This is a genomic window from Methylophilus sp. DMC18 (genome assembly GCF_056314005.1).
Map to the genome: position 1 here is coordinate 51,282 of NZ_JBQUZE010000002.1, position 24,354 is coordinate 75,635.

Below are 24,354 nucleotides of genomic sequence, written 5' to 3' on the forward strand. Positions count from 1 at the left end.
TGATATCGAATGCGCCTAAGCGCCTGCCCAAATAAAAACAGCAACCATGCGGTTGCTGTTTGACTGACTGCGGGGACGATGAAAAATTAGTCTTTGCCGATTTCGTAGACTTCTTCTTCGGTTTCCCCAATTTTGCCGGTCACTGCATCGACTTCGACTTCGACTTCCTTGCCGTTGGCTTGCTTGATATCAAATTCGTAGACAGGATTGCCGTTTTCCAGCTCATATTCGATGCTTTCCACGTCACCTGGATATTTGTCCAGCGCAGTTTTTTTGGCTTGTTCCATCGTCACTTTGGCTTTGGATTTGAATTCGTCGCTGTTAGGGTCAACATCCACTTCTTCTTCAAATACCTTGCCAGTTTTGGCTTCACATTCTACTTCCCATTCTTTGCCATCGGTGCCGACAATGTCGAACTCATAAATGGCACCACGGCCTTTTTCAATCTCGGCTTCCAGTGAGACGACTTTGCCCGGATGTTTGGCCAATGCGGCTTTCATGCATTTTTCCATCGGGCCATTATGGCTGTGGTTGTTAGCCTGTGCAGACAAGCTGAATAAAGTGGCAACGGCTGCAATCACTAAAGACTTGTTCATGGATGGAGTCTCCTTATTTTTAAGTGGAAGATTCACTTTAACATAGATTATATTTTCCTGTTTCTGTTTGAAATCAAGAAATTTCAATAGCCGAGTGCACGAGCCGTTTGGTAAAACGCAAAGCTGACCAGCCAGGCCAGCATCAGGGACCAAGCCAAAGACAGCCACATAAAACCGCTGCTTTTACTTTCGGATTTAAGTGTGGCGATGGTCGACAGGCAGGGCGTATAAATCAGTGTAAACAGCATAAAGCTCATGCCTTGTACCCAGTCGATATTGCTGGCAATTTGTTGGCTGAGCGCATCCCCTTGCAGGCCATAAATCACGGCCAGCGAGCCGACCACGATTTCCTTGGCAACAAAACCAAAAATCAGGGCAATCGCCAGTTGGGTGTCAATGCCAATGGGGTCCAGCACGGGCGCGAAAAAGCGGCCTATGCTCCCGGCCCAGGTTTCAGGGCTGGCTGGCGTGGCAGAAAAAGGTAAATGCGTGAGTAGCCAGACCAGCACCACACCAATCACAATAAATTTGGTGGCACGTGCCAGAAAATGTTTCACCTCTTGCCAGCCGCGCATCCAGATTTGTTGCGGGGTAGGGAAGCGATAAGGCGGCAGCTCAAGCACAAAGGGCTCGCGGCTTTGAAAGCTGCGTTTGAACAGGACCGCCGTGATAAAAATGGTGGCAAAACTGACCAGATACAGTGAAAACAAGACCAGTGCAGCTTGTGAGGACGGGAACAGAATGGCGATGATAAATAAAAATACTTGTAGTCTGGCCGAGCACAGTGACAGCGGAATCGTCAGCATGGTCAGTAAACGCATGGGGCGGCTGCGCATGACGCGAGTGCCCATGAGCGCAGGTACATTGCAGCCAAACCCCATCAGCATCATGACAAAGCCACGGCCATCCAGTCCCATTTTGGCCATCAGCGTATCCATCAGAAAAGCCGCGCGTGAGAGATAGCCGCTGTCTTCCACCATGCTCATGACCAGGAAAAATAGCACGATGATGGGCACAAAAGCGGCCACCGTACTAAACCCGGTATACAAGCCGTCCAGCAACAGCCCGTTGAGCCAGCCCGGCAAGAAGGCCAAAGCTGGTTCCAGCGCCTCGCTACGCAGCGTGTCAAACAGCCAGCCCATGCCTTCTTGCAAGGGTGCGCCTACACTGAAAATAAACTGGAACAGCAAAAATACGGACAGCAAAAACAGCGGCAGCCCAAACCAGGGATGGAGCAGAACCTTATCGAGACGGTCGGTGAGTGTGTGGTTCAGTTGAATAGGAAACTGCACGCTCTGATCAATAATGTGGTGCATTTCCTGCTCAATGGCATTCTCGAGTTCGAGCTTGCGGGCAATACTGTCAGGCGAGGTCAGATTAGGGTGCTGCAGCATGGTCTCGGCCGCCAGCTGTAGCGCTTCTGGGCAGCCTTGCCCGTACTTGGCGCTAATGGTACGCACGGGCATGCCTAACTGCTTGCTCATGGCCTGGGTATTGATGGTGATGCCGGCCCGTTTGGCCTCATCCTCCATATTGAGCAACAGGACTGCAGGCAAGCCCAAGGCACGGATTTGCAAGGCCAGTGAAAGCTGGCGGTCGATTTGCGCACTGTTGAGGATAATCAGCACCAGGTCAATCTGGTGATGGCTCAGGAAATGCCTGACCACGTGTTCATCATCAGAAAAGCCGTGCAAATCATACAGGCCGGGTAAATCGATGAGCTCGGCAATATGCCCCCCCAGCAGCAGCTTGGCGCTCATCAGGTCGACCGTGATGCCAGGCCAGTTGCCGACGCGCGCAGACGCACCACTCAGGCGGTTAAACAGGGTGGATTTGCCGGTATTCGGCATCCCAAGTAAGGCGACACGTTTCATACGGCAGGGGAGTCTAACAGGTCAACGGGGTGTAAATGAATGGCACTGGCATCGTGCAGGCGGATGATCACATCCGTGGAGCCGATACGGACATGTAACGGCCCATTAAACGAGGCCTGTCTGATCACCTCTATGCGCTTACCGCTACGAAATCCAAGGGCATTCAGGCGTTGGGCCAATGCTTGCTCTGCATGAATGCGGTCTACGATGGCAGTCTGCCCTGGTTTCAGTGCGTCTAAATGCATGGTTGCGTTCAAATGAGAATAATTCTTGATTGTAGCTTAGAATGACAATGAAGGAAATTGTTCATTCGATCTTTTCTCAAGTTGCGCGCTCAATCGCGACATCCATCACACACAACAAAAAAGCCAGCAATAGCTGGCTTTTTGCAGGCTCAAAACGAATCCGGCTTATTTTTTCTCAAGGCCGCTCACGTCAATTTTGGCTTTGTCTTTGAGGCTCAACATGTATTTTTCTAGTTTACGTTGTTGAATGGTGCGCTCAATACCTTCCTGAACTTTATCATAGGCCGGTGCTTGCAGTGCACGGGTGTCTACCAACTTGATGACATGCCAGCCAAACTGTGACTGCACTGGCTCAGGTGTGGTTTCGCCTTTTTTCAGGGCAACCAAGGCTTCAGCAAAAGGCTTGACCATGCCAGCTGGTGAGAACCAGCCCAGATCGCCCCCTTTGTCTTTGGAGCCTGGGTCCAGAGATTTTTCCTTGGCCACTTTGGCAAAGTCAGTCCCTTTTTTCAGGTCAGCAATAATAGCTTTGGCTTCGGCTTCTGTTTTCACCAGAATATGGCGGGCGTTGTACTCTTTGTCACCCAGTTCTTTTTTGTATTGCTCGTAAGCTTCTTTTTTCTCGGCATCAGTCACAGGATTTTTCTTGATGAAATCTCCCAGGAAAGCATTCACCAGTAACTTGCGACGAGCCAATTCTTCACTGACCACAAAGTCAGGTAATTTATCGATGCCGGCTTTTTGCGCTTCCTGATAGGCCAATTCAGAGCCAACCAGTTCATTCACCACGGCTGCTTTCATGCCATCGTTGGCTTTTTGGCCTGTACGCGCTTCAGCATCCTTGAGGATAAACTCTACCCAGGATTTCTTGATCGGTTTGCCATTGACGGTGGCTACCGCGTCGGCATCCGCCGCATACACATGTGGCATTGCGCTTAAGCAAGCAATTGCCAACAATACTTTCAAAAATTTCATGCAATATCCTTAAAATAACGTTTTGAATTAGGTGCGATATTAAAAAACAGGATTGTTTCAAATAAATGACTCATCGGTCGATAAGGCCGTAATACTCAGCGCGTGGATGCGATGAGGCATTAAATCTTGCAAACATTGATATACCATGCGATGGCGCATTATCTGTGATTTTCCTGAAAATAGCGAGCTTTTTACCGTGATGGTAAAGTGTCCGCCGCCAGTATTTCCTGCATGTCCGCGATGCAAATCACTGTCATCCTGAATCTCGATGTGTTCCGGTGTCAGGCTTTGCAGGCGCTGCTCTATTTCAGCGCGCAGCATCACGGCAAAGTCTTTCTAAACGGTTTGACGGTCACTTGGCCATAGACGCCTGCATGAACAAACGGATCGTCATTGGCCCAGTCTGTGGCCGCCTGCAATGAGTCAAATTCAGCGACAATCAGGCTACCACTAAAGCCCGCTTCACCAGGGTCTACGCTGTCTATGGCTGGCAACGGGCCTGCTAAAACCAGGCGGCCCTCGTTTTGCAATTGTTGCAATCTGGCCAGATGCGGCGGGCGATGTTGCAGCCGCAATGGCAAGCTGTTCGGGGTGTCCTGTGCGTAAATCATGTAAAGCATGGTGGCATTCTTTCGCTGCGGCAGTCGATAAAGTCTGGCTAAACATTTAGTCAGGCGGGCGGCTGATTTTGTTCAACCCAATGCGCTCTTAGCGCAAAGACTTGCACGATCATAAAGATAAACATAAGGCTGGTGGCCCCAAACAACTTGAAGTTGACCCAGTCGTCTTCGCTGTAGTGAAAGGCAACGTAGAGGTTCAATATGCCCATGCCGATTAAAAAGGCAATCCAGTAGAGGTTTAGCTTGTCCCAGGTGGCAGCAGGCGGCGACATCATTTTGCCCAGCATGCGCTCAATCAGGTTGCGCTTGAAGGCATAGCGACTGAAAAGCAGGGCCAGTGCCCCAATCCAATAGATGGCAGTCGGCTTCCACATGATGTAGGTTTTGTCATGTAACAACAAGGTAATGCCACCGAGAACGGTAATCACGGCGCCGTTGATGGCCAGCATCTTGTCTATTTTGCCGCGTTTGAGCCAGATCACACCGATCAGCAACAGCGTACTAATCATGGCGACGGCTGTGGCTGCAAAGATGCCTGCTTTTTTATAAGCGATAAAGAACAGGATGACGGGGAGTAAATCGGTGATGATTTGCATGCTTGGCTTCAGTACGCTGAATTCTTGCTATCTGTGAGGGCACTATTTTGCTATGATTCTTGTCATAAAGTAAAGTTTATATGTAGACAATCCTGTCCCCGCACAACAGTGTAGTCTCTCTCATTCAATATGTCCGTTCCGATAGATTTGCATTGCCACTCCACGCTCTCAGATGGCCTGCTCTCGCCTGAGGAGTTGGTTGCCCACGCCGCGAGCAAAGGCGTGCGAGTGCTTGCGCTGACGGACCATGACGAAGTCGGCGGCCTGGCGCGCGCACGGATTGCCGCTGAGCAGCATGGCATTACCCTAGTCAATGGCGTCGAAATCTCGGTGACCTGGAAAAAGCGGACCTTGCATATCGTTGGCTTGCGCATTGATGCGAGCGACCTGCAATTAATCACCACCTTTCAGCAAGTACATGCGGCGCGCGATACGCGTGCCCGGCAAATGGCCGAAGGCCTGGCCAAGGCTGGTATTGCTGGCGCCTACGAAGGTGCGAAGCAGATTGCGGGAAATAGTGTAATGACACGCAGTCATTTTGCCCAGTTTATTGTCAAGCAAGGGCATGCTAAAAACATCAAGTCTGTCTTTAAAAAATATATGGTCAAAGGCAAGCCAGGGTTCGTCAACCATGAGTGGATGAGTCTGGAACAAGCAGTGACCTTGATTCGCCAGGCTGGCGGTGTCGCCGTGCTGGCACACCCTGGCCGTTATGACCTGGGCTTCGTCAATATGCATTTGCTATTGCACGAGTTCAGGGGCTACGGCGGACAGGCCATAGAAGTCGTGACTGGTAGCCATCAGCCGCCGCAGTTCGATCAGTTCGCAAAACTGGCCCATCGCTTTGACTTGAAGGCATCTCAAGGCTCTGACTATCATGGCCCAGGACTTTCGTTCATGGAAATGGGCCGCTTGCCCGCCTTACCGGCCAATTGTGTCCCCCTCTGGCAGGATTGGCCCGAGGCCAGTCTGCTGCAGTAGTGCTTTATGGCCCAGTACTTTATTATTCATGCGCAAAACCCGCAGGCGCGGTTGATTCAACAAGCGGTACAGCTGTTGAAGCAGGGCGGTATTCTGGCTTGTCCGACTGACTCCAGTTATGCCTTGGTGTGCCTGATGGAGTTCAAGGACGCGCAAACACGCATCCGCCGGTTGCGTGGTGTGGATGATGATCACCCCTTTACGCTGATCTGCCGTGATCTAGCCGAGATTGGCACCTATGCCAAAGTGAACAATAGCCAGTTTCGGCTACTTAAAGCCTTGACCCCAGGCGCTTATACCTTTTTGCTTGAGGCTAGCAGAGAAGTGCCGCGCCGCCTGCATCACCCCAAACGCAGCACCATCGGTTTGCGCGTGCCCAAGCATATTGTGACGCAAACCTTGCTGGACGCGCTGGATTGCCCCATGCTGAGCATGACCTTGCAATTACCCGGTGACGAGGCGCCCCTCTCGGTCGGATGGGAGATTCGGGAAGCGCTGGAACACCAGATTGATGCGGTGATTGACAGTGATATCGTGCACGTGGGTCCCACCACGGTGCTGGATTTGACCGAAGATCCGCCGTCACTGGTCCGGGCAGGTGTCGCGCCCTGGCCTTAATGTTGTCTGAAAGCTATTTGCATGGAAGAACTGACCGTCGTACAAAAAATTGCTGCCTACGCACTGCCTATCCTGTTTGCGATTACCGTGCATGAAGCTGCCCATGGTTACGCCGCCAAATATTTTGGCGACTTGACCGCCGAGCGCATGGGCAGGATTACGCTTAATCCCTTCAAACATATTGACCCTATCGGCACCATTTTATTGCCCGCCATCAGCATTATATTTGGCGGTATCCTGTTTGGCTGGGCAAAACCGGTGCCCGTGAATTTTGGCCAGTTACGCCGTCCCAAGCAGGATATGCTATGGGTGGCCCTAGCCGGCCCCGCGTCCAATTTTGTCATGGCATTGCTTTGGGGCTTGGTGTTGGCGAGAGTGGGACAATTTCCAGACGCTGCCCAGGCATATGTGTCGCAAATGAGTCTTGCAGGTGTACAGATCAATCTGGTGTTGCTGGTGCTTAACCTGTTTCCACTGCCACCGCTGGACGGTGGTCGTATTGCGGTGAGCTTATTGCCCATGTCCGCGGCCATCAAATTTGCCCAACTCGAGCGTTACGGCATGCTGATACTGATTGCACTCCTGTTTACCGGTATTTTGGGGATAGTGCTGTCGCCGGTACTGCGCTTTTTTCAGCATTTGCTCACTGTGCTGGTGTTCTAACAGCGAGCCCAACTTGGTTGATTCGTTGCGGCTTGAGCCGCTGCCTCAGTCTTTCAAGCCTGAGTTAAATCAGGTATTGATCATTAATCTTGGCTATATTTTTAAGCCACAGTGGACTCAGAGGACACAATAGCCAAATCGACTCGCTTTGGGAGTAAATTCAACGTTTCAGCCGTCATGACACCGCTCACATTAATGCTTGATCGCCTCCAGCGTTAGCTTGGTTGGTACCAAAGCGCGCTCTGCTTTTGCGGCCACTGGCGGTGCGAGGGCGATGCGATCCTGGCTCAGGCCTGCGGCCAGCAATTGCTGCTGAATTGCGTTTGCCCGTGATTTGGCTAAGGCCTGTAAGTCCGCTTCTGAAACCGGGATACTGGTCGTCAAGGTCTCTTGTGCCTGTTCATAAAATCCGGCCGGTGTTTTTTCCAGCTTTGAAGCAAGCCGCTTTAGCAGGCCTTTGTTGGTTAAGCGGTCATGCAAGGCCTTGAGCGCAGATTGCACTTTGGGGTTGTTGAGGTCTATCGGTCCCGGTGTCTGGTCTGCCTTCAGTACGATGCCCATTTCCGCAGCCACTTGCTTACGCAGGCTGCTTTCCTGCAGGGCGCGCGTATCTGCAGCGATATCGTAAGCAGGCACCACACCCAGCTTCAATTGCTGGCGTTTGTTAAGTGCGCTGCTCACTGCCTGCAGTTTTTCCTGCTCAGGCGGGGATAAAGCCGCCGTTCCGGGATCAAACACAATGGCCTCCAGCTTTTCACTGCTGCCAAACAGCTTGCCCAAGGCGCTAAATGGCGCTGTTACGATTTTGGTCAGGATATTGGTAAAGGCTTTCCAGACAATCCCGCCTATGCTGAACTTGGGGTCATCCAGGCTGCCACTGACTGGCAGGTCGAGGTCAATGACGCCATTGCTGTCTTCAAGAATGGCAATCGCCAGATCCAGGGGCAGGTTGGCGGCATCCTTGCTGTCTACGCGCTCGCCCAAGGTCAGTTTGTGAATAACGAATTTGTTTTCTCCGGCCAGCTTGCGCTGCTTGATCTTGTATTCGAGATCGACAGACAGCTTGCCTGAGGTGATCTTGCGCCCGGCAAATTTGCCGGAATAGGGGGTTAGCCGGTTCATTTCCAGATTGGTGAACGCCAGTTTAAGGTCGGTAAATTCGCCGGTGTTAAATGGCTGCAAACTGCCACGGATGCGGGCAGCGCCATAGTCATCCACCTTGCCATCCATCTCCACCTGGGCTGTGGAGGCAGGATTGCTCGAGATGCCGTTAATCACCCCGCCCAGATTGTTAATATGCGTGCCAAACGGTTGTGGCAATGACAAGTCGGCAAAGTCCAGTTCGGCATTGTTGATTCGCACACTGTCTATATTGACCGGAAAATCACTCTGTTTACTTGCGTTTGCCGCCGCGGTTGCTGCGCTTGTACTGGTCGATGTTGTTGCATTGCTCGCGGGCGGGTGGTCAGAAGCGGGCGCAGTACGCATGAGCTTGCTTACGTTCAGGCTGCGATCGGCAGCAATCATAAACTTGGTCTGCGGTTGGTTCACACTCAAGGTGTCGATTTGCAATTTGTTCGGTGCCACTGATAGCGATACACCGTCTGCCTGTAAGGTTTGCCAGCGCAAGAATGGTTGCTGGCTTTCTTCCTCAATAATCGAGAGCTGGTTGACGGTGAAGCCGCCATCAAAGCGGGTTGAGCCTTGCGTGGATTGTTGTAACCTGCCTTCTAAACCGACTGCGCCATCTTCCAGTTTGAGTAAGGCGATTTGTGCTAGGTAGGGCGCAAAGGGTTTTAAAGATAACTGACTGAGCTGTGTTTGCAGGTCTGCTTTAAACGGGGCCGCCGCGATCTTGCCTTGCAGATTCAATTGACCACCTTGTTTGACCTTGAAGCCAGCCTTGACCGGGAGCCAGCGTGTCAGATTCTGGGTCAAGTCAGTCAGCGAGAGTTGACCATCGGTCACATCCAGGATCATGGGGCTTGAGGTCGAATGATCCTCAATATGCACCTCAGCCTGCTGCAGGGCTAGCTGTTTGAGACTATAGGTCCATGCAGTTTTCTGCGTTGTCGCGGTGGGTGAAGTCGCCGTATTCTTGGGGGCTTCTGCCGGGGGTGTTGCGAGCAGGGTTTGCCAGTTCAAGCGCTGGTCGGCCTGGCGAATCACCGAGGTTTTCAGACCACTTAACTGGATCGCCGCGATCTCGGCTTTTTGTTGCGCCAGCGCCAGATGTACTTTGCCTACCGATAGCTTGCCGAGTTGTGCCAGCGTTTGTTTATCCGATTGCAGCGCGAGTTGGCTGGCATCCAGTTGCATGTTACTGAGCGTCAGGTCTTTAGCAAGATCCAAGGCCAATTGCAGATTCATGTCGCCTACCGTTGCCTGCAGCGGTTTGGCAAACTGGTGGCTGGTATAGGTCAGGTGCCAGTGCGCGAGGGCTATTTCGTCAATGCTCAAATGGAACGGTTTGCTTTCAGCTGTTTGCACTCTTTGCTCGGCTGTGGGTTGGGTGGTTGACGTATTTTTTGCGACGGCTGGTTCGAAGCTCTGTTGCCAATCCAGCAAGCCAGAGGCCAGCTGCGTGGCAGATAATTGTCCCTGATTGAGATGGACGAGCCCGATCTTCGCACGACGGTCAGTCAGGTTGAAACTGGCGTGTTCCAGCGCCAGTTCAGGCAGGCTGAGCAAGGTTTGCTGACCATGCTGTACCTGCGCCTGTTGCAGATGAACATCCAGATTTTCAAACTGAAGCTGTGCTTGTTTATCCAGCGTGAAACTGAGACTGGGCAGTGACAGCTGGCTGCTGGCCATTGAGACGACCGCTTGCGGCTTTTGTAGCTTGAGCTGATTCAGAGTCATGCCGATGTCATGACCCTGCAGGCTGAGTTGCGCAGCAGGGAGTAGCGTCAGCTGTTTGGTGGTGACCGTGAATGAGGCCCAGGTAAGTTTGTCCGCTGGCGCCATTGTCGCCCCCAAGTCCTCAATGCGTAGCTGGACATCACTGAGCTGCAGCTTTGGTTGTTGCTGATGCATGGAAAATGCATAGTTCAACTGACCAGAAAAAGCCCCGGTCTCAACTTTAACGGGCAGCGCCGCTGTGTTGACCCACTGCATCACCTTGGCAATTTGTAACGCCTCAATCGCCAGTTGCCCTTGCGATGCGAGGGGATTGACGCCGAAATTACCTTTCCACTTCACGGTGCCGCCCTGATAGGGCAGTTTTGCCGCGATCAGGTAGTCGCCGCGGTCTTGGGGCAGGGTAGAAAAGCCTTCAAGTTCAAAATCCAGCGGCTTGAGGGAGGCGCGCAAAGGCTGGTCGTGCTGTGCATCCAAGTATTCAATATTGCCCTGGCTCAGGATGATTTTTTCAATGATGACTCGGGGCAGGTCCTGATCTGGCGGCGAGGGATTTTCATTGAGTTTGGCGATCAGGTCTGCCCAGTTGAGTTTACCTTGTTTGGAGACCATCACATTCACATGTGGGCCTGTCAACTGGATCTGCTTGAGTTTCCATGCCCATTTAAACAGCCCGCTGGCGTCAAGATCGACCACCAGTCGGTCAAACGCAGCCAAGGGCGCACCTTGCTGATTAGTGAGTGAGAGTTTTTCGATGGTGGTGGTCAGGCTGAAGGGGGCAAATGTGACCTTGTCGACGCTAGCTTTGCTGGCCAGCTGTGTTTCGGCAACCCAGGGCAACAGCCATTTGGCCAGCGGGTTCACAGCCAGCCAGGCAAACAGCAGGTAGAAAACTACCAGTCCGGCGAGGATCCTCAACGGTACTGATAATGCGATTTGCGCCAGTCGGCCCGACTGAGGCAGGCGAAAACGAGAAGAATAGGAACGCAAGCGATTGAGCATAGGCGATAATTTAGCAGAATTTAAATGTTTATAGCGTGATCGCGACTGGCCTGGGCAAATCTTGAGCCAAATCAGAGGGCTGGTGAGGTGAAGGTGACATGGTCATCTGTTTTCATGTATGCTTAAGTCATCTCGTTATACAGGATGCTGTTTTCAGCAGTAAATATGGCTTCGGAGCCGGATAAGTTATCTCATAAACCCTCTCTTTTAGAACGATTAAGTCATTTTCTGTTGCGTGAGCCAGAAGATCGAGAGCAGCTTGTTGAATTGCTGCATGGCGCTTATGAAAATCATCTGATGGATGGCGATTCACTGGCCATGATCGAAGGTGTTTTGCAAGTCAGTGAAATGCAAGTCCGTGACATCATGATTCCGCGCTCGCAAATGGATGTGATTGATATCGCTCAACCGCCAGACAGTTTCCTGCCGTTTGTGATTGAAACGGCACACTCCCGCTTCCCCGTGATTGAAGACAACAAGAATGATGTGATTGGCATCCTGCTGGCCAAAGACCTGCTTCGTTACTATGCAAATGAGTCGTTTGAACTGCGCGACATGTTGCGTCCGGCCGTGTTTATCCCCGAATCCAAGCGCCTGAATGTATTGCTCAAGGAGTTTCGCAGCAATCGCAATCATATTGCCATTGTGGTGGATGAATACGGCGGTGTGGCGGGCATGGTGACCATTGAAGACGTGCTGGAGCAGATTGTTGGGGATATTGAAGACGAATATGATGATGACGAAGGCGAGGGCAATATTATCCAGCAGGCGCCGGGTAAATACCGTGTCAAAGCCTTGACTGAAATCCCTGAGTTTAATGAAGCCATTGGCACCACGTTTAGTGACGAAGAGTTTTCAACCGTGGGTGGGCTGGTGGTCAACCATTTTGGTCATTTGCCCAAGCGCGGCGAGCATATCCGCATTCAAAACCTGAGTGTGACCGTGGTGCATGCTGACAGCCGTCGTGTCCATGTGTTATTGATAGAGCTATTGCCAGAAGAAGCCTATCCTATTGAGTCGGTCTAGGTCGCAGCGCCGCCGCCAGCCTATGCGTAGCGGCTGCAAATGGAACCTAATGATCGTTTTGATTGCCTGAGTGTTTGAACATAAGGAGAGTGATGATGAGAGCACAAACTTGGTTGCACGGGGTGTTGGCAGTTGGATTGTTATCAGTGAGCTGTGCATTATGGGCAGGGGCGACGCCGGGGACCGCTACGACGGGAGCGATTCCAGAAGACGAGCAGGCCTTTGTGGATAAAGTCGGCAAGATGAGCCGGGCCGAATTGATTGCATTGCTGGGCGAACCTGCCCGCGCAGAAGATGTGAAACTCAAGGACAGTGGACGGGTGGTTGCCTCTATCTGGCATTATCACAACATCAACAAGGATGCGAAGGGGGCCTACTACCCAACGACCGAGCTGGATATTGTGGAAGACCAGGTCAGCGTGGTGGTGTTTTTGAATAATGATGGGTCTGACGCCAGCAGTGGTCAAACCTACGAAGTGCCCAATCCCAATCCGGCAGGCATTTAATTCTTTATTGCGGTATCAAAAACAAAGGGCGCTCAGGCGCCCTTTGTTTTTTAACCCCGATAAACCCTGATTTAATTGATTATTTTTTCAGGCTATCACGGATTTCGCGCAGTAGCACAATATCTTCCGGGGTCGGCGCAGGTGCGGCAGGGGCCGGTTCATCCGCGGTTTTCAGGCGGTTCATGAATTTCACCATCTGGAAAATAATAAATGCCAAGATAATAAAGTTGAGCACGATGGTCAGAAAGTTGCCGTAGGCCAGCACTGCCCCCAGTTTTTTGGCTTCTGCCAATGCCAGGTCAGCCGATTGGCCGTTCAGGGGCACGTATAAATTGCTAAAATCAAAGCCGCCAAAAATCTTGCCGACCACGGGCATGATGACATCATCTACCAGTGAGGCCACAATTTTGCCAAAGGCCCCACCAATAATGACACCGACTGCCAGGTCCATGACATTGCCTTTAAGGGCGAACTGCTTGAATTCTGAAATGACGCTCATGACTTCTCCCACCATTGTTATTAAAGATTAAGATTGTAAAGGGCACTTTTATAAATTCAAGTCGTAAAGCAAGACGAGGTGCGATTAAAAAAGGAGATGCAGTCTCTGGTTGCGAGGGCAGGAAGTTTTTATCAACAACACCGTATGACGATGTTAGTGGTTTCAAGACGCCCTGCGTGAAACGCAGGCTCGCAAACTGAGTTTATAGAAGTGCCCTAAAGCGACTATAGGCAATGAGGGATCTGCTTGTCAATGCTTGGGTTAAACGCCAGGTGATGGGCCGCTGGTGCGAGAGGCCTGTGATATATTGCCGGAATTGTGTTTTTGTTGGATGAATGATTGATGCAAGTGTGTCACAGTGTGCGCGAGTTACGCGCCTTTTTAGCCCGTCATCCGCAAGCAAAGGTGGGCTTTGTCCCGACAATGGGCAATTTGCATGCAGGACATTGCCAATTAGTGACGCAGGCCAAGCAGCTCGCGGAGATTGTGGTGGTGAGTATCTTTGTCAATCCCTTGCAGTTTGGGGTGAACGAAGATTTTGGCAGCTATCCACGTACCTTGGCGGCCGACTGTGAACAGTTGGAAGCGGTAGGGGCGGACGTGGTATTTGCGCCTACCGTCACTGAAATGTACCCGGATTTTGATGGGCAGGATTTGCGGCAAGCCGTTGTGATACAACCGCCCGCACTGGCCAATGAATTATGCGGGGCCAGTCGGCCCGGGCATTTTGTCGGCGTGGCAACGGTGGTCGCCAAGCTGTTTAATATGGTGCAGCCGCAGGTGGCCGTGTTCGGCAAAAAAGATTACCAGCAATTGATGGTGATCCGCGCGCTGGTGCGGCAACTCAATTTTAACGTCGAGATTGTGGCGGGCGAGACTGTGCGCGAGCCTTCTGGCCTGGCCATGAGTTCTCGCAATGGCTATCTTTCTGCCACAGAAAAAACACAGGCAGCGCAACTTTATCAGCAACTGCAGCGCATCAAGCAGGCGTTGCTGGCAGGCCAGCGGGATTATGCAAGCTTGTGTGAACAGGCGGTGGCTGGGTTAAACCAGCAAGGCTGGCAGGTCGATTATGTAGACATTCGCAGGCAAACAGACCTGACCTTGCCCGATGCGAATGACCAGGCCTGGGTGATTCTGGCGGCTGCCAAGCTTGGTGGGACGCGCCTGATTGATAATTGCGAAGTGAGTCTGTAGACCAAATGCGCCACTTCTAACCATAAATTTATTTTGCGCTAAGCCCTTGATAACTTTATAATTACGTCCTTTTCCGCGCGAGCGGGTGTTCGAGTTAAGGAACGCAATGCAAAGAACCATGTTGAAATCAAAGCTGCATCGGGTACGTGTGACGCATAGCGAGTTGCACTATGAAGGCAGCTGTGCGATTGATGAGGCCTTGCTGGAAGCGGCCAATATTCATGAGTATGAGCAAATCCAGATTTACAACATCAACAATGGTGAGCGTTTTACCACCTATGCGATTCGTGCAGAGCGCCATTCCGGCGTGATCTCTGTCAATGGCGCGGCGGCCCACAAAGCCGATCCTGACGACTTGATTATTATTGCCAGCTACTCGCAATATACAGAAGCTGAATTGGCAAATTACCATCCACAACTGGTTTATGTCGATGCGCAGAACCGCATCGTCCAACAGAAAAACCATATTCCAGCGCAAGCTGCCTGAATTTGAAACCCTCTATGCAACCAAATACTTCATTAATGTCTCTTGAAGACATGAAACTGGCCGTTGTTGACGCGCTGGAAGACATCAAAGCCTTTGATATCACCGTGATGGACGTGCGCGACATGACCGCCATGACCAGTTACATGATCGTCGCCAGCGGCAATTCCACCCGCCAATGCAAAGCCATTGCGGACAATGTGCGCGAAAAGCTTAAAGAAAAAGGCATGGATGCGCGTGGTATTGAAGGCGAAAAAGAAGGCGAATGGGTGCTGGTCGACTTGGGCGACATTGTCGTGCATGTGATGGTGCCTGCTACACGAGCCTATTACAATATCGAGCAGCTGTGGAGCGAGTCACAGTCTCGCCGCGCCGCCTCGGCCGCCTGATTCTGACGCAAGGTCATTCTTTTTATCCCGCATGAAACTCAATATCATCTCGGTCGGCCACAAAATGCCCGACTGGGTGGAGTCTGCCTGCGCGGAATACCTTAAGCGCATGCCGCGCGAACTTGAGACGCGCATCATTGAAATTAAGCCTGACAAGCGCGCTTCGGGCAAAAACAGTGAAGTTGTCCAAGAAGCGGAAGCCAGGCGCATTCTCGAAGTGGTTGGTAAAGACTATCTGGTGGCACTGGATGAGCGCGGGCAGGCTGTCACCACCTTGCAACTGGCCGATAAACTCAAATCCTGGCAGGAAATGGGGCGTGATGTGGCTTTGGTCATAGGCGGCGCTGACGGCTTGCATCCGCAATTGAAAAGTCAGGCGCAATGGTTATTCAGCCTATCCAAGCTCACGATGCCGCATGGCATGGTCAGAGTGATGCTGACCGAGCAACTTTATCGTGCGCATACGGTTCTAAGCAATCATCCTTACCACCGAGAATAAGAATGTCCAATGCCCTGGTCTGGCTGCGTCGCGATTTGCGCGACCATGATCATGCTGCCCTCTACCACGCACTCAAACAACATGCGCAAGTCTATCTCGCATTTGTTTTTGATACTGAAATCCTGGATGCCCTGACCGATAAAGCCGACCGCCGGGTCGAGTTTATCTGGGAAAGCGCACTTGAACTCAAGCAGGCGCTGCAAGCAAGAGGTGCGGATCTGATTGTGTTGCATGGCGCTGCCAGAGAAGAGATTCCTGCCTTGGCAGCACGCCTGAAAGTCTCTGCCGTCTATGCAAATCGTGATTATGAGCCCACCGCGATCGCGCGTGATGAGGCCGTCAGACAATCCCTGGCGGCTTTAGGTCAGTCACTATTTTTGTTTAAAGATCAGGTCTTGTTTGAACAAGACGAGATCCTGACACAGGCTGGTAAGCCGTATGGTGTTTTTACACCCTACAAGAATGCCCACCTGGCAAAACTCAGCCCTTTTTATTTGCAAGCGTATCCAACTGACAAGTATCTCGGTCAACTGGCACTACTGCCGCCTCAAGCAATGCCCGCTTTGGCATCACTTGGGTTTGAGGAGACTAATCTGAAAGCCATGCGTTTGCCGACCGGAATGGCTGGTGCGCAGCAGCTGTTTGATGACTTTCTGCAGCGGATCAGCCAGTATCACGATGCGCGCAATTTTCCTGCCATCAAGGGCGTGTCTTACCTGTCTGTACATTTGCGTTTCGGCACCATTTCAATCCGCCAATTGGCGCATGCGGCCTGGCAATTGACGCAGATTGGCAATGAAGGCGCGGCCATCTGGCTCAATGAACTTATCTGGCGCGATTTTTATTTCCAGATTTTGTATCATCGGCCAGACTTGCAGCAGGGCGCGGCTTTCAAGGCTGAATATGAGGGGCTGGCTTTCCCCAATCACCAGCCCTGGTTTGAAGCATGGTCCGCTGGCCAAACCGGTTTCCCGATTGTGGATGCGGCCATGCGGCAGTTGAACCAGACCGGCTATATGCATAACCGGTTACGCATGATTGTCGCCAGTTTTCTGGTCAAGGATTTGCTCATCGACTGGCGATGGGGTGAGCAATATTTCGCACAAAAGCTGATCGATTTTGACTTTGCGGCCAACAATGGTGGCTGGCAGTGGGCGGCCTCCACCGGTTGCGATGCGCAACCGTATTTCAGGATCTTCAATCCACAGTCGCAATCTGAAAAGTTTGATCCGCAAGGCAAATTTATCCGCAAATATGTGCCAGAATTGGCACACCTGAATGATGATCAAATTCATGCGCCATGGGCAGCGAAATATCACAAGCAAAGCTTATTTAATCAAGGCGTTGCATTGAATTATCCTCGGCCTGTTGTAGATCACGCAATACAGCGGGAACAGGCGTTGCGCCTATACAAAAATAATGTGAAGCCCAAATGACATTTGAGGTAGAATGAAGAACATTTTAATCGGGATTGGGGCGGAGTCTGGATCAAGGCAAAACACAGCCAGTTGGTGGCTGTATCTCAGATATCTTTGTCAAACGCGCTTTAGTTTTTAAAAAGTGATTCCGTTAAGAATAAGCATTGCTTGGTGATTAAATGCTATTGCAAGATAAAAAACATGCAGTGTTGGGGATACAAAAAATTTAATACGCCTGAACAGCTTCTGAAATAATGACGAATATGAAAAAATTAAGAGCGATAGTACTGATTGCAACACTGGCAAGTGTGTCTGGCTGTGCAACAACCAATAAAGATCCGCTTGAAGGCCTCAACCGTGGCATCTACAAATTTAATGATGTTGCGGATCGCTATGCGATGAAGCCGGTAGCAAAAGCCTACAAAGCCGTCGCCCCTTCGCCGGTACGTACTGGCATCAGCAACTTCTTCAGTAACCTGGGCACCTTGACCACGGTGGTCAATGATCTGTTGCAATTGAAGTTTGCCCAGGCATTCAGTGATGCAGGTCGCTTTGTGATCAATACCACCTTTGGGGTGGTTGGCTTGATTGATGTGGCCAGTATGGACAATATTCCCAAACACCAGGAAGATTTTGGTCAAACCCTGGGCTATTGGGGCATGGGGTCGGGTGCCTATCTGGTGCTGCCAATTTTGGGGCCAAGTACGGTGCGGGATGCCAGCGGGTTGGCGATTGATACCGTGACTTCTGACCCGATTCAATATTTGCACAATATTGGCCAGGTTCGTACTTATTATCAGGTGCGTGCGGTGCAGTTGCTGGATAAGCGTACACAATTGCTTGATGCGACTGATCTTGTCGATAATGCGTCGATTGATCCTTATGCCTTTATGCGTGATGCTTATTTGCAGCGCCGTGCCAGCTTGATTCAGGATGGCTTGGTGCCTCAGGAATTGCTGCAAGACGAGTTTGAGCCCGCTGACGAAGATGTGCCGGCCAAACCAGCGGCGTCTTCCTCTAACAATGGCGAAACCGTATTGCTGCAGTCAGTTACCTCTGTGGATCAGGCTGAATCCGGCAATATGGCTGCGGTTGTCGTGTCTGAGAGTCAAGCCGTAGAATCAATCGCTGCAACGACATTGGATGAGGTGGATGCCTTAGCTTTTGAGGCAACTGCGCAAACTGAAGAGGTTTTGCCGCCATTACTCGAGCAAACGAGCGAAACTGGCGACGAAATGCCTGTGGTTGAAAAAGAGGCGGCAGAGGTCGTGGCTGCCATAGATGAAACGCTGATGGCATTACCGGTTGAGACTGCACCACAGTAATCCTGTCTGGAAATATAAAAAAGGCTTTGCATTTGCAAAGCCTTTTTTATTGGTGACAACTTGTTTACTGATGGTAATTTGGATGAGCGAACAAGTTTATTCGGATGAGGCGACGGTCATGCGCTCTATCAAAATAGAACCCGTCAGTTTTGAACTGTTGGGAATCACGTCATTACCAATGGCGACGATACTTTTTAGCATGTCTTTCATGTTGCTGGCGATGGTGATTTCTTCGACCGGGTGCACAATGACGCCGTTCTCAACCCAATAGCCAGACGCACCGCGTGAGTAGTCGCCAGTCACCATATTCAGGCCATGCCCCAGTAACTCCGTCACCAGCAGCCCCGTGCCCAGTGTTTGCAGCAGCTGTTCAAAGGACTGACCAGTGGATCGGACCAGAATATTGTGCGCACCACCGGCATTGCCTGTGGTTTTGAGCCCCAGCTTGCGGGCGGAGTAGCTGCCCAATAAATAGCCTTGCAGGACGCCATTCTCGACCAGTGTTCTGGTTTGGCAAGCGACACCTTCGCTATCAAAGGCACTGCTGGCCGCCCCTTTGAGCAGAAATGGATGATCTTCAATCTGTAACAACGGGCTGGCGATGGTTTGGCCCAGGCTATCAAGCAGGAAAGAGGATTTTCGATACAGGTTGCCACCAGAAATCGCACTCATGAGTGTACCAATCAGGCCACTGGCCAGCGGTGCTTCAAACAGTACCGGGTATTGCCCGGTTTTGATCGGGCGCGCACCCAGTCGCCTGGCGGTGCGTTCACCAGCGATCTGGCCCACCTGTTCAGGGCTGGCCAGGTCTAGTGCATCGCGGGCACTGCTATACCAGTAGTCGCGTTGCATTAGGCCATCTGCCTCGGCAATCACCGAGCAACTGATACTATGACGTGAACTGGCATAGCCCCCGATAAACCCGTGACTGTTGGCATAGGCGAAGGCGCCGCTTTGCGTATAGACACTGGCTCCCTCGCTGTTACTGATTCTGTGATCTACTGCCAGTGCCGCGCTTTCGCAACGTTTGGCCAGCGCCAGCGCTGCATCGACATCGACTTGCCAGGGATGATGCAGAGACAGGTCAGGAAACGAGGTTGCCATCAAGTCAGCGTCAGCCAGGCCACAGAAGGGGTCCTGCGCCGTATACTTGGCGATATTGCAGGCCGCTTCAACCGTATCACGCAAGGCTTGCGGACTCAGGTCTGAGGTGCTGGCATAGCCTTTTTGCTGACCAAAGTAGACCGTGACCGAGCAGCCCTTATCGCGGTTATACTCAATATTTTCAGTCTCGCCCTGGCGCACAGACACACTCTGACCCATGCCAAAACTGACTTCGGTTTCGGCGCTGCTGGCACCGGCTGTTTGCGTCAAACGAATAATGTCTTGGGCGATTTGTTGTAGTTGGTCTGCTTGCATGCTGGCTTGCTTGTTTTTAGCTTGGCGATTAAAGCTGTTATCATACCGTGATTTGGCAGAGATTGCTTTTAACATGACATCTGAAACCTTTGATGATTCCCAACCCAGTAAAACCCGCCTCAAGGCTGAGGCGGATGCCGCGCAGGACATTGGCCGACAACTGGTGGCGCTCCCCAAGGATAAACTGAAAAAACTGGCGCTGGAAGAATCCCTGATGGATGCGATTGCCGAAGCCAAGCGCATTACCTCGAATGGTGCCATCCGTCGTCAAATGCAATATATCGGGCGCCTGATGCGTGAAACAGATTTGGCCCCGATTGTTGAGCAGTTGCAAAAGTGGGAAGGCAAGCATCAGGAAGAAAATGCCCGCTTTCACCAAATGGAACGGTGGCGGTCACGCTTGCTCGAAGACAGCAAGGCCATCGAATTATTTATTGCTGAATATCCGCAGACCCCTGTGCAGCAAATGCGTACCTTGATCCGTAATGCGAATAAGGAGCATGCTGCCGGCAAGCCGCCTAAAAGCAGCCGCGAATTATTTAAAATAATCCGCGAATTGATGGAAGGTGTAGCGGTAGAGGATGACTTGCAGGCGATAGCGGGTACTGAGGAAGACGAGTTGGATGAAGATTGAACGTGATTGGCGGTCGCCAACACAGCTTGATCATGCTGACATCAGCAGCTTTTGAAAAGGGGGGACAAGTATGCACACCACACCAATAGATATCGAACTCGACCTGATGGGCCTGGACAGTCCGTTGCCCATGCTGAAAACCATCGAAAAACTGGAGGAGTTGTTGCCCGGTCAGGTGTTGTCCGTGAAAACGACCTCTGCGGGCAGCGAACAGAATATCCGCAACGTGATTAATCATCACCCGGTCAAGTTGTTGTCTGTGCACAAAGAAGGCGGTGTCTTTCACTTTTTGATCCAGAAAGAAACCACTCTGGCGGCTGACTAGTCACTGAGCGGGTGTGGCCTTGGGCTCCGGGCTTCGTCTGACCCGCTCCAACACACGGCGCGAGCCGTGCGTTTAATGATCTGTATTGGTTTTCTTAGGGGGTAACAAGAACTTGCCTGGCTGGCGATACAGTGCACTTAACAATTCCAGCCAAAAAGCCTTCCAGTGGCGATAGCGCACTTTTCGTGACTTCATTGCAACGTAGATTGCCAGGCCGAAACTGGTAATGAGGTTGATGGTGCCGACCAGGGCAATCCCCAGAATGGTGGTGCCCACAATGTATTGGCTGACCTGAAAATCAAGCGCCGGGAACGAGTAACCGGCAAAAGCCGCAACAAAGGTCACGTGACGGATATCGAGCGGCAATCCCAGCATGACCCCCAGCCCTGAGGCAAATCCCAACAGGCAACCAAAGTAAAAATTCCCCGCCAGTGCGCCCAGGTTATGACGAATATAGTCGGTAATGCGCCCCAGACGTTCTTTGCCCAGCAAGGACTGCAACCAGCCCAAATGTTGCAGGCGTTCTGGAATCCGGTTGTAGGCGGCCAGGTTGTCGTGGTAGCCGGCAATCAGGCCTGACAAAAACAAACATACCCCGGCGACTGCCGCATAAAGTGCGGTCAGGCTGATCAGCGGGTTGTTGTTGTCCAGCAGGCTATGTGCTTTTTCGCTGCCAATAAAGTGATGGCCAGTGCTTTGCATAAACAGCCAGTCAATCAGTATGGCCACCGGAATCACCACCACCACGTTGCCTAAAATCGCAATCGTCTGGCTGCTCGTGGTTTGTGCCACAATATTGATCAGATTGTGGATGTTTTTGCTGTCATGGCCATGGTCATCTATGGTTGAAGCAATGGTCGCAGCGGTCATCGCAGGCTGCTTGGTGGCCACCGTGAAGTGCAACAGGTGAATGAGGACAAAGCCCAGGCCATAATTGAGGCTAAACAAAATGGCCTCGGTCAGCGGTGGCAGGTGATAGCTGGCAATCATGATTTTAAACATCGCCATAAAGGCAATGATGAGGCCCGCGCCCATGGCTGAGCCCATGAGCTTGAAATATTCACCGCGATGTTGCGCAATGTAATGCTCGCCGGTATGGCTGGCATTTTCAGTGACGCGCAAGGCCAGCAATTCCGTATTTTGGCGCCAGTAATCCGACAGGTTATTTTTCTTGCATTCGGCATCCACCAGCTGTTTCAGCAAGCTGGTGATTGCCTGGCTCACATCATGCTTGAGAATGAGCCCATGCAGAATGTCTACCACCAGTTGCATGCGCTGAATCTGTTGCAAAATTCTTTGCATCAGCGCCGTGAGCGAGATGCTGGTGCCGGTTTTGGCATTCGCCTTGCGGATTTCATAGGTCAGTTGCTCGCAACGCTTGAGCACACTGTAGAGATGTTGCACATCTTCAGCCTGGATGCTGCCCAGCGCCAAAAACTTTTGAATTTCAATATTTTGCGTGATAAAGGGCGAGCTGTTTGATTCGAGATCCTCATGCTGCAAAATCAGCTCGGGGTCCAAGCCAGACGCCGAGAGCCTGAAAGACAGCACTTGCAGGGCATCCTTGAGCTCCTGGATGCAGTTTTGCTGCAATTGCCAGTCGCCTCGGCTGATGTCCAATGTCTGCATAAAGTCTCGCCAGACCTGGTCGGGCATGCCGGTGACCCAGTCAGCATCATCGTTTTGATGAAAAATCTGGCCAAAGATATCCTTGAGATATTTAGGGTCCGGTACGTCTGGCAGGATTTTATGCGAAAGCCGACGATAAATTTCGGTAAAAAAGCCGAGGTCTGATTGAATGCCGTGGTCTGAATACAGCGATATCACGCTCTTTTCGTTGAGCAGTCTCAGTACGCTGTTGCGCAATAACAAGGCAAACTGTGGATGCTGTTGCAGCAGGAAGCACAAGGCCTGCAAGGCATTGCTCGCACTTTCAATATCCGAAGAGTCCTTGGGCCGGATATTGTCGAACAACGCTCGAATAAACTGAATATCGTCAATATCACCGGCCGCTTCGCGTGCGGCCTGGTGGTCAAAAATCGGTTGAAACATGTAAAGCGCTTTCTTGGATGCTTGATTTGGCAAGGATAACACGCCAAACGTTTAGAGCTGCGCCTCTAGCGAGAGGGGTTCACTTTGACGTTCCATCTCTAACTTAACCGCTTTGCCGCGGTATTTGCGCACGAGGGTGGAGAGCGTGGCTGCATCTTCTACTTTTTCCTGGTTGATGCTGAGTAGCTGATCGCCGCGTTGCAGGCCTGCTTTTTCGGCAGACGAGCCATGAATTACGGCAATCACGCGCACGCCGGGGGTAGGCATGCGTTCACTCTCACCACCAGATTGTTTTTGCACCAGTTTGATCACATGGATGCCTAGTAAAGGAGGCGGCAGTTTTGCCCAGAAACTTGCGTAATAACGATATTTGCCCGGGCTGGCAGCCATGTCTTTTTCAGTCAGCGACTGACCTTTTTTCACGGCTTCCTTGATCATCTCCATCTTGGAGGCTGGCGAAGTGTTGCCCGCTTTTTTCACATAGACCAGAATGCTATCGGCTTGGAGGCTGCGGCCATGGTCTAGTGCCAGTTCTGGCGGGACTTCCCCAGCTTCAAAACTGCTAAAGCCCATCAAGTCATAACCATCTTCGAGCATTCTGATGTTGTCGTCATCCCGGCGCACGCCACTGAGCAACTGCGGCTCAGGATTGGCTTGCAAGGAGTGCAGGTTCCCCTGGTTTTGTGCCTGGTAATGTGTGACGTAGGGGTTTTCTTCGGCAGAGACGCGTTGACTCGTGAGCATACAGGCGAGGGCCAAACACATGGACAACCACATGAGTCCGCCTAGGATGAGCGGACGTTTTAAGGGGGGGGAATGCCTGCTTGCATGCGCTTGGTTCATCTCGTTCTCCATGATCGATTGTCACATTGTAATGTTATGATGTATTGGTACATTAACACAGACCAACTTCTGATAGACCACGTTATGCAACAACAATTCACGCGTGTTGGACTTGTTTCCATCAGTGATCGCGCTTCACAGGGCATTTATGAGGATAAGGGCATTCCATCGCTGACCGCGTGGTTGCAACAGGCGCTCACTTCGCCTTACCACGTCATCCCCAGGCTGATTGCCGATGAGCAGGCCACCATTGTCGAGACGCTCAGGCAATTGGTGGATGAAGAAGCCTGCCACCTGATTTTGACTACCGGTGGCACGGGTCCGGCCTTGCGCGATGTCACACCTGAAGCGACCTTATCGGTCGCTGATCGTGAGATGCCGGGCTTTGGCGAACAAATGCGCCAGATCAGTCTGAGGTTTGTGCCTACGGCGATTTTGTCGCGGCAAGTGGCAGTGATCCGTAAGCAATGCCTGATTATCAATTTGCCCGGGCAACCAAAGTCTATTCAGGAAACGCTGGAAGGCCTCAAGGATGGCGAAGGTAAAACAATAGTGCCAGGCATCTTTGCGGCGGTGCCATATTGCCTGGACTTGCTGGCGACCCCTGATGCGCCCATGCCTTATCTGGAAACAGATGCACGCGTGGTTCAGGCGTTCCGGCCCAAGTCGGCGCTCAAGCCCCAGGCTTGATCTCTTCATCTTCATTCAG

Annotated in this window: 25 protein-coding genes and 1 pseudogene; 14 read left to right on the plus strand and 12 right to left on the minus strand. The window is 51.7% G+C overall.

Annotated features, from left to right (window positions below; genetic code table 11):
* Positions 1 to 86: 86 nt before the first annotated feature.
* The 7 genes from ACT53G_RS04065 to ACT53G_RS04095 all read right to left on the minus strand — a co-directional run bounded on the left by ACT53G_RS04065 (position 87) and on the right by ACT53G_RS04095 (position 4,906).
* A complete protein-coding gene (locus ACT53G_RS04065; RefSeq protein ID WP_476168793.1) occupies positions 87 to 596 on the minus strand; it encodes a PepSY domain-containing protein in 510 nt (169 codons plus the stop codon).
* An 83-nt stretch (positions 597 to 679) separates the two neighbouring features.
* On the minus strand, positions 680 to 2,470 hold the full coding sequence (gene feoB / locus ACT53G_RS04070; RefSeq protein WP_476168794.1) for a ferrous iron transport protein B: 1,791 nt from the start codon (positions 2,468 to 2,470) through the stop codon (positions 680 to 682).
* On the minus strand, positions 2,467 to 2,715 hold the full coding sequence (locus tag ACT53G_RS04075; protein WP_194748293.1) for a FeoA family protein: 249 nt from the start codon (positions 2,713 to 2,715) through the stop codon (positions 2,467 to 2,469). The genes feoB and ACT53G_RS04075 overlap by 4 nt, the downstream gene beginning before the upstream one ends.
* Before the next feature lie 165 nt (positions 2,716 to 2,880).
* Positions 2,881 to 3,690 (minus strand): peptidylprolyl isomerase, encoded by an 810-nt coding sequence (locus tag ACT53G_RS04080; RefSeq protein WP_194748292.1) that lies wholly within the window; start codon positions 3,688 to 3,690, stop codon positions 2,881 to 2,883.
* Positions 3,691 to 3,747: 57 nt separating this feature from the next.
* Positions 3,748 to 4,011 (minus strand): BolA family protein, encoded by a 264-nt coding sequence (locus ACT53G_RS04085; protein WP_194748291.1) that lies wholly within the window; start codon positions 4,009 to 4,011, stop codon positions 3,748 to 3,750.
* Positions 4,011 to 4,310 carry a YciI family protein gene (locus ACT53G_RS04090; protein WP_275355968.1) on the minus strand — a complete coding sequence of 100 codons (300 nt, stop codon included), beginning with the start codon at positions 4,308 to 4,310 and terminating at the stop codon, positions 4,011 to 4,013. The genes ACT53G_RS04085 and ACT53G_RS04090 overlap by 1 nt, the downstream gene beginning before the upstream one ends.
* Positions 4,311 to 4,360: 50 nt before the next feature.
* Positions 4,361 to 4,906 (minus strand): septation protein A, encoded by a 546-nt coding sequence (locus ACT53G_RS04095; RefSeq protein ID WP_275355966.1) that lies wholly within the window; start codon positions 4,904 to 4,906, stop codon positions 4,361 to 4,363.
* A gap of 129 nt (positions 4,907 to 5,035) precedes the next feature.
* Here ACT53G_RS04095 and ACT53G_RS04100 point away from each other — a divergent pair, with 129 nt between their 5' ends.
* The 3 genes from ACT53G_RS04100 to ACT53G_RS04110 are packed head-to-tail and all read left to right on the plus strand — an operon-like array spanning position 5,036 to position 7,168.
* Positions 5,036 to 5,887: a PHP domain-containing protein gene (locus tag ACT53G_RS04100; protein ID WP_476168795.1), complete on the plus strand. Its 852-nt coding sequence runs from the start codon at positions 5,036 to 5,038 to the stop codon at positions 5,885 to 5,887.
* A 6-nt stretch (positions 5,888 to 5,893) separates the two neighbouring features.
* Positions 5,894 to 6,505, plus strand: coding sequence for an L-threonylcarbamoyladenylate synthase (locus tag ACT53G_RS04105; protein WP_476168796.1), 612 nt, complete (start codon positions 5,894 to 5,896; stop codon positions 6,503 to 6,505).
* A 21-nt stretch (positions 6,506 to 6,526) separates the two neighbouring features.
* Positions 6,527 to 7,168 carry a site-2 protease family protein gene (locus ACT53G_RS04110; protein ID WP_194748286.1) on the plus strand — a complete coding sequence of 214 codons (642 nt, stop codon included), beginning with the start codon at positions 6,527 to 6,529 and terminating at the stop codon, positions 7,166 to 7,168.
* A 192-nt stretch (positions 7,169 to 7,360) separates the two neighbouring features.
* Here ACT53G_RS04110 and ACT53G_RS04115 read toward each other — a convergent pair whose 3' ends face one another.
* Positions 7,361 to 11,029 carry a DUF748 domain-containing protein gene (locus ACT53G_RS04115; protein WP_476168797.1) on the minus strand — a complete coding sequence of 1,223 codons (3,669 nt, stop codon included), beginning with the start codon at positions 11,027 to 11,029 and terminating at the stop codon, positions 7,361 to 7,363.
* 165 nt (positions 11,030 to 11,194) lie between these two features.
* On the opposite strand from ACT53G_RS04115, the gene ACT53G_RS04120 reads away from it, so the two are divergent.
* Both ACT53G_RS04120 and ACT53G_RS04125 read left to right on the plus strand, forming a co-directional pair.
* Positions 11,195 to 12,055, plus strand: a complete 861-nt coding sequence (locus ACT53G_RS04120; RefSeq protein WP_338654886.1) for an HlyC/CorC family transporter — start codon at positions 11,195 to 11,197, stop codon at positions 12,053 to 12,055.
* Positions 12,056 to 12,147: 92 nt separating this feature from the next.
* Entirely contained in the window at positions 12,148 to 12,561 is a 414-nt protein-coding gene (locus tag ACT53G_RS04125) for a hypothetical protein (protein ID WP_476168798.1), read from the plus strand.
* A 79-nt stretch (positions 12,562 to 12,640) separates the two neighbouring features.
* Here ACT53G_RS04125 and mscL read toward each other — a convergent pair whose 3' ends face one another.
* Positions 12,641 to 13,060: a large conductance mechanosensitive channel protein MscL gene (mscL, locus tag ACT53G_RS04130; protein ID WP_194748283.1), complete on the minus strand. Its 420-nt coding sequence runs from the start codon at positions 13,058 to 13,060 to the stop codon at positions 12,641 to 12,643.
* A 342-nt stretch (positions 13,061 to 13,402) separates the two neighbouring features.
* Here mscL and panC point away from each other — a divergent pair, with 342 nt between their 5' ends.
* From panC to ACT53G_RS04160, 6 genes and pseudogenes are all read left to right on the plus strand, one after another.
* Positions 13,403 to 14,257 (plus strand): pantoate--beta-alanine ligase, encoded by an 855-nt coding sequence (gene panC / locus ACT53G_RS04135; protein WP_476168799.1) that lies wholly within the window; start codon positions 13,403 to 13,405, stop codon positions 14,255 to 14,257.
* A 106-nt stretch (positions 14,258 to 14,363) separates the two neighbouring features.
* Positions 14,364 to 14,744, plus strand: a complete 381-nt coding sequence (panD, locus tag ACT53G_RS04140) for an aspartate 1-decarboxylase (protein ID WP_194748281.1) — start codon at positions 14,364 to 14,366, stop codon at positions 14,742 to 14,744.
* 14 nt (positions 14,745 to 14,758) lie between these two features.
* Complete coding sequence (rsfS, locus tag ACT53G_RS04145; RefSeq protein WP_275355952.1) at positions 14,759 to 15,130, plus strand: ribosome silencing factor; 372 nt, start codon at positions 14,759 to 14,761, stop codon at positions 15,128 to 15,130.
* Positions 15,131 to 15,161: 31 nt separating this feature from the next.
* Positions 15,162 to 15,629: a 23S rRNA (pseudouridine(1915)-N(3))-methyltransferase RlmH gene (gene rlmH / locus ACT53G_RS04150; RefSeq protein ID WP_476168800.1), complete on the plus strand. Its 468-nt coding sequence runs from the start codon at positions 15,162 to 15,164 to the stop codon at positions 15,627 to 15,629.
* A gap of 2 nt (positions 15,630 to 15,631) precedes the next feature.
* Positions 15,632 to 17,065, plus strand: a complete 1,434-nt coding sequence (locus ACT53G_RS04155; RefSeq protein ID WP_476168801.1) for a cryptochrome/photolyase family protein — start codon at positions 15,632 to 15,634, stop codon at positions 17,063 to 17,065.
* Positions 17,066 to 17,310: 245 nt separating this feature from the next.
* Positions 17,311 to 18,048, plus strand: a pseudogene (locus ACT53G_RS04160) (MlaA family lipoprotein); the annotation flags it as partial.
* A gap of 420 nt (positions 18,049 to 18,468) precedes the next feature.
* On the opposite strand, the gene pmbA reads toward ACT53G_RS04160, so the two are convergent.
* Positions 18,469 to 19,791, minus strand: a complete 1,323-nt coding sequence (gene pmbA, locus ACT53G_RS04165; protein WP_379076884.1) for a metalloprotease PmbA — start codon at positions 19,789 to 19,791, stop codon at positions 18,469 to 18,471.
* A gap of 73 nt (positions 19,792 to 19,864) precedes the next feature.
* Here pmbA and yjgA point away from each other — a divergent pair, with 73 nt between their 5' ends.
* Positions 19,865 to 20,425 carry a ribosome biogenesis factor YjgA gene (gene yjgA, locus ACT53G_RS04170; protein ID WP_275355949.1) on the plus strand — a complete coding sequence of 187 codons (561 nt, stop codon included), beginning with the start codon at positions 19,865 to 19,867 and terminating at the stop codon, positions 20,423 to 20,425.
* 70 nt (positions 20,426 to 20,495) lie between these two features.
* Positions 20,496 to 20,750, plus strand: coding sequence for a sulfurtransferase TusA family protein (locus tag ACT53G_RS04175; RefSeq protein ID WP_194748274.1), 255 nt, complete (start codon positions 20,496 to 20,498; stop codon positions 20,748 to 20,750).
* 72 nt (positions 20,751 to 20,822) lie between these two features.
* On the opposite strand, the gene ACT53G_RS04180 is transcribed toward ACT53G_RS04175, so the two are convergent.
* Complete coding sequence (locus ACT53G_RS04180) at positions 20,823 to 22,802, minus strand: site-specific recombinase (RefSeq protein WP_476145480.1); 1,980 nt, start codon at positions 22,800 to 22,802, stop codon at positions 20,823 to 20,825.
* Between the two features lie 51 nt (positions 22,803 to 22,853).
* Positions 22,854 to 23,579, minus strand: coding sequence for a PDZ domain-containing protein (locus ACT53G_RS04185; RefSeq protein ID WP_379075331.1), 726 nt, complete (start codon positions 23,577 to 23,579; stop codon positions 22,854 to 22,856).
* A gap of 150 nt (positions 23,580 to 23,729) precedes the next feature.
* Here ACT53G_RS04185 and mog point away from each other — a divergent pair, with 150 nt between their 5' ends.
* Entirely contained in the window at positions 23,730 to 24,335 is a 606-nt protein-coding gene (mog, locus tag ACT53G_RS04190) for a molybdopterin adenylyltransferase (RefSeq protein ID WP_476168802.1), read from the plus strand.
* Positions 24,336 to 24,354 lie beyond the last annotated feature (19 nt).

Excerpts from the sequence above, each read along its gene's own strand:
- ACT53G_RS04065 (WP_476168793.1), bottom strand. The coding sequence starts at position 596 with ATGAACAAGTCTTTAGTGATTGCAGCCGTTGCCACTTTATTCAGCTTG.
- feoB (WP_476168794.1), bottom strand. The coding sequence starts at position 2,470 with ATGAAACGTGTCGCCTTACTTGGGATGCCGAATACCGGCAAATCCACC.
- ACT53G_RS04075 (WP_194748293.1), bottom strand. The coding sequence starts at position 2,715 with ATGCATTTAGACGCACTGAAACCAGGGCAGACTGCCATCGTAGACCGC.
- ACT53G_RS04080 (WP_194748292.1), bottom strand. The coding sequence starts at position 3,690 with ATGAAATTTTTGAAAGTATTGTTGGCAATTGCTTGCTTAAGCGCAATG.
- ACT53G_RS04085 (WP_194748291.1), bottom strand. The coding sequence starts at position 4,011 with ATGCTGCGCGCTGAAATAGAGCAGCGCCTGCAAAGCCTGACACCGGAA.
- ACT53G_RS04090 (WP_275355968.1), bottom strand. The coding sequence starts at position 4,310 with ATGCTTTACATGATTTACGCACAGGACACCCCGAACAGCTTGCCATTG.
- ACT53G_RS04095 (WP_275355966.1), bottom strand. The coding sequence starts at position 4,906 with ATGCAAATCATCACCGATTTACTCCCCGTCATCCTGTTCTTTATCGCT.
- ACT53G_RS04100 (WP_476168795.1), top strand. The coding sequence starts at position 5,036 with ATGTCCGTTCCGATAGATTTGCATTGCCACTCCACGCTCTCAGATGGC.
- ACT53G_RS04105 (WP_476168796.1), top strand. The coding sequence starts at position 5,894 with ATGGCCCAGTACTTTATTATTCATGCGCAAAACCCGCAGGCGCGGTTG.
- ACT53G_RS04110 (WP_194748286.1), top strand. The coding sequence starts at position 6,527 with ATGGAAGAACTGACCGTCGTACAAAAAATTGCTGCCTACGCACTGCCT.
- ACT53G_RS04115 (WP_476168797.1), bottom strand. The coding sequence starts at position 11,029 with ATGCTCAATCGCTTGCGTTCCTATTCTTCTCGTTTTCGCCTGCCTCAG.
- ACT53G_RS04120 (WP_338654886.1), top strand. The coding sequence starts at position 11,195 with ATGGCTTCGGAGCCGGATAAGTTATCTCATAAACCCTCTCTTTTAGAA.
- ACT53G_RS04125 (WP_476168798.1), top strand. The coding sequence starts at position 12,148 with ATGATGAGAGCACAAACTTGGTTGCACGGGGTGTTGGCAGTTGGATTG.
- mscL (WP_194748283.1), bottom strand. The coding sequence starts at position 13,060 with ATGAGCGTCATTTCAGAATTCAAGCAGTTCGCCCTTAAAGGCAATGTC.
- panC (WP_476168799.1), top strand. The coding sequence starts at position 13,403 with ATGCAAGTGTGTCACAGTGTGCGCGAGTTACGCGCCTTTTTAGCCCGT.
- panD (WP_194748281.1), top strand. The coding sequence starts at position 14,364 with ATGCAAAGAACCATGTTGAAATCAAAGCTGCATCGGGTACGTGTGACG.
- rsfS (WP_275355952.1), top strand. The coding sequence starts at position 14,759 with ATGCAACCAAATACTTCATTAATGTCTCTTGAAGACATGAAACTGGCC.
- rlmH (WP_476168800.1), top strand. The coding sequence starts at position 15,162 with ATGAAACTCAATATCATCTCGGTCGGCCACAAAATGCCCGACTGGGTG.
- ACT53G_RS04155 (WP_476168801.1), top strand. The coding sequence starts at position 15,632 with ATGTCCAATGCCCTGGTCTGGCTGCGTCGCGATTTGCGCGACCATGAT.
- pmbA (WP_379076884.1), bottom strand. The coding sequence starts at position 19,791 with ATGCAAGCAGACCAACTACAACAAATCGCCCAAGACATTATTCGTTTG.
- yjgA (WP_275355949.1), top strand. The coding sequence starts at position 19,865 with ATGACATCTGAAACCTTTGATGATTCCCAACCCAGTAAAACCCGCCTC.
- ACT53G_RS04175 (WP_194748274.1), top strand. The coding sequence starts at position 20,496 with ATGCACACCACACCAATAGATATCGAACTCGACCTGATGGGCCTGGAC.
- ACT53G_RS04180 (WP_476145480.1), bottom strand. The coding sequence starts at position 22,802 with ATGTTTCAACCGATTTTTGACCACCAGGCCGCACGCGAAGCGGCCGGT.
- ACT53G_RS04185 (WP_379075331.1), bottom strand. The coding sequence starts at position 23,579 with ATGTGGTTGTCCATGTGTTTGGCCCTCGCCTGTATGCTCACGAGTCAA.
- mog (WP_476168802.1), top strand. The coding sequence starts at position 23,730 with ATGCAACAACAATTCACGCGTGTTGGACTTGTTTCCATCAGTGATCGC.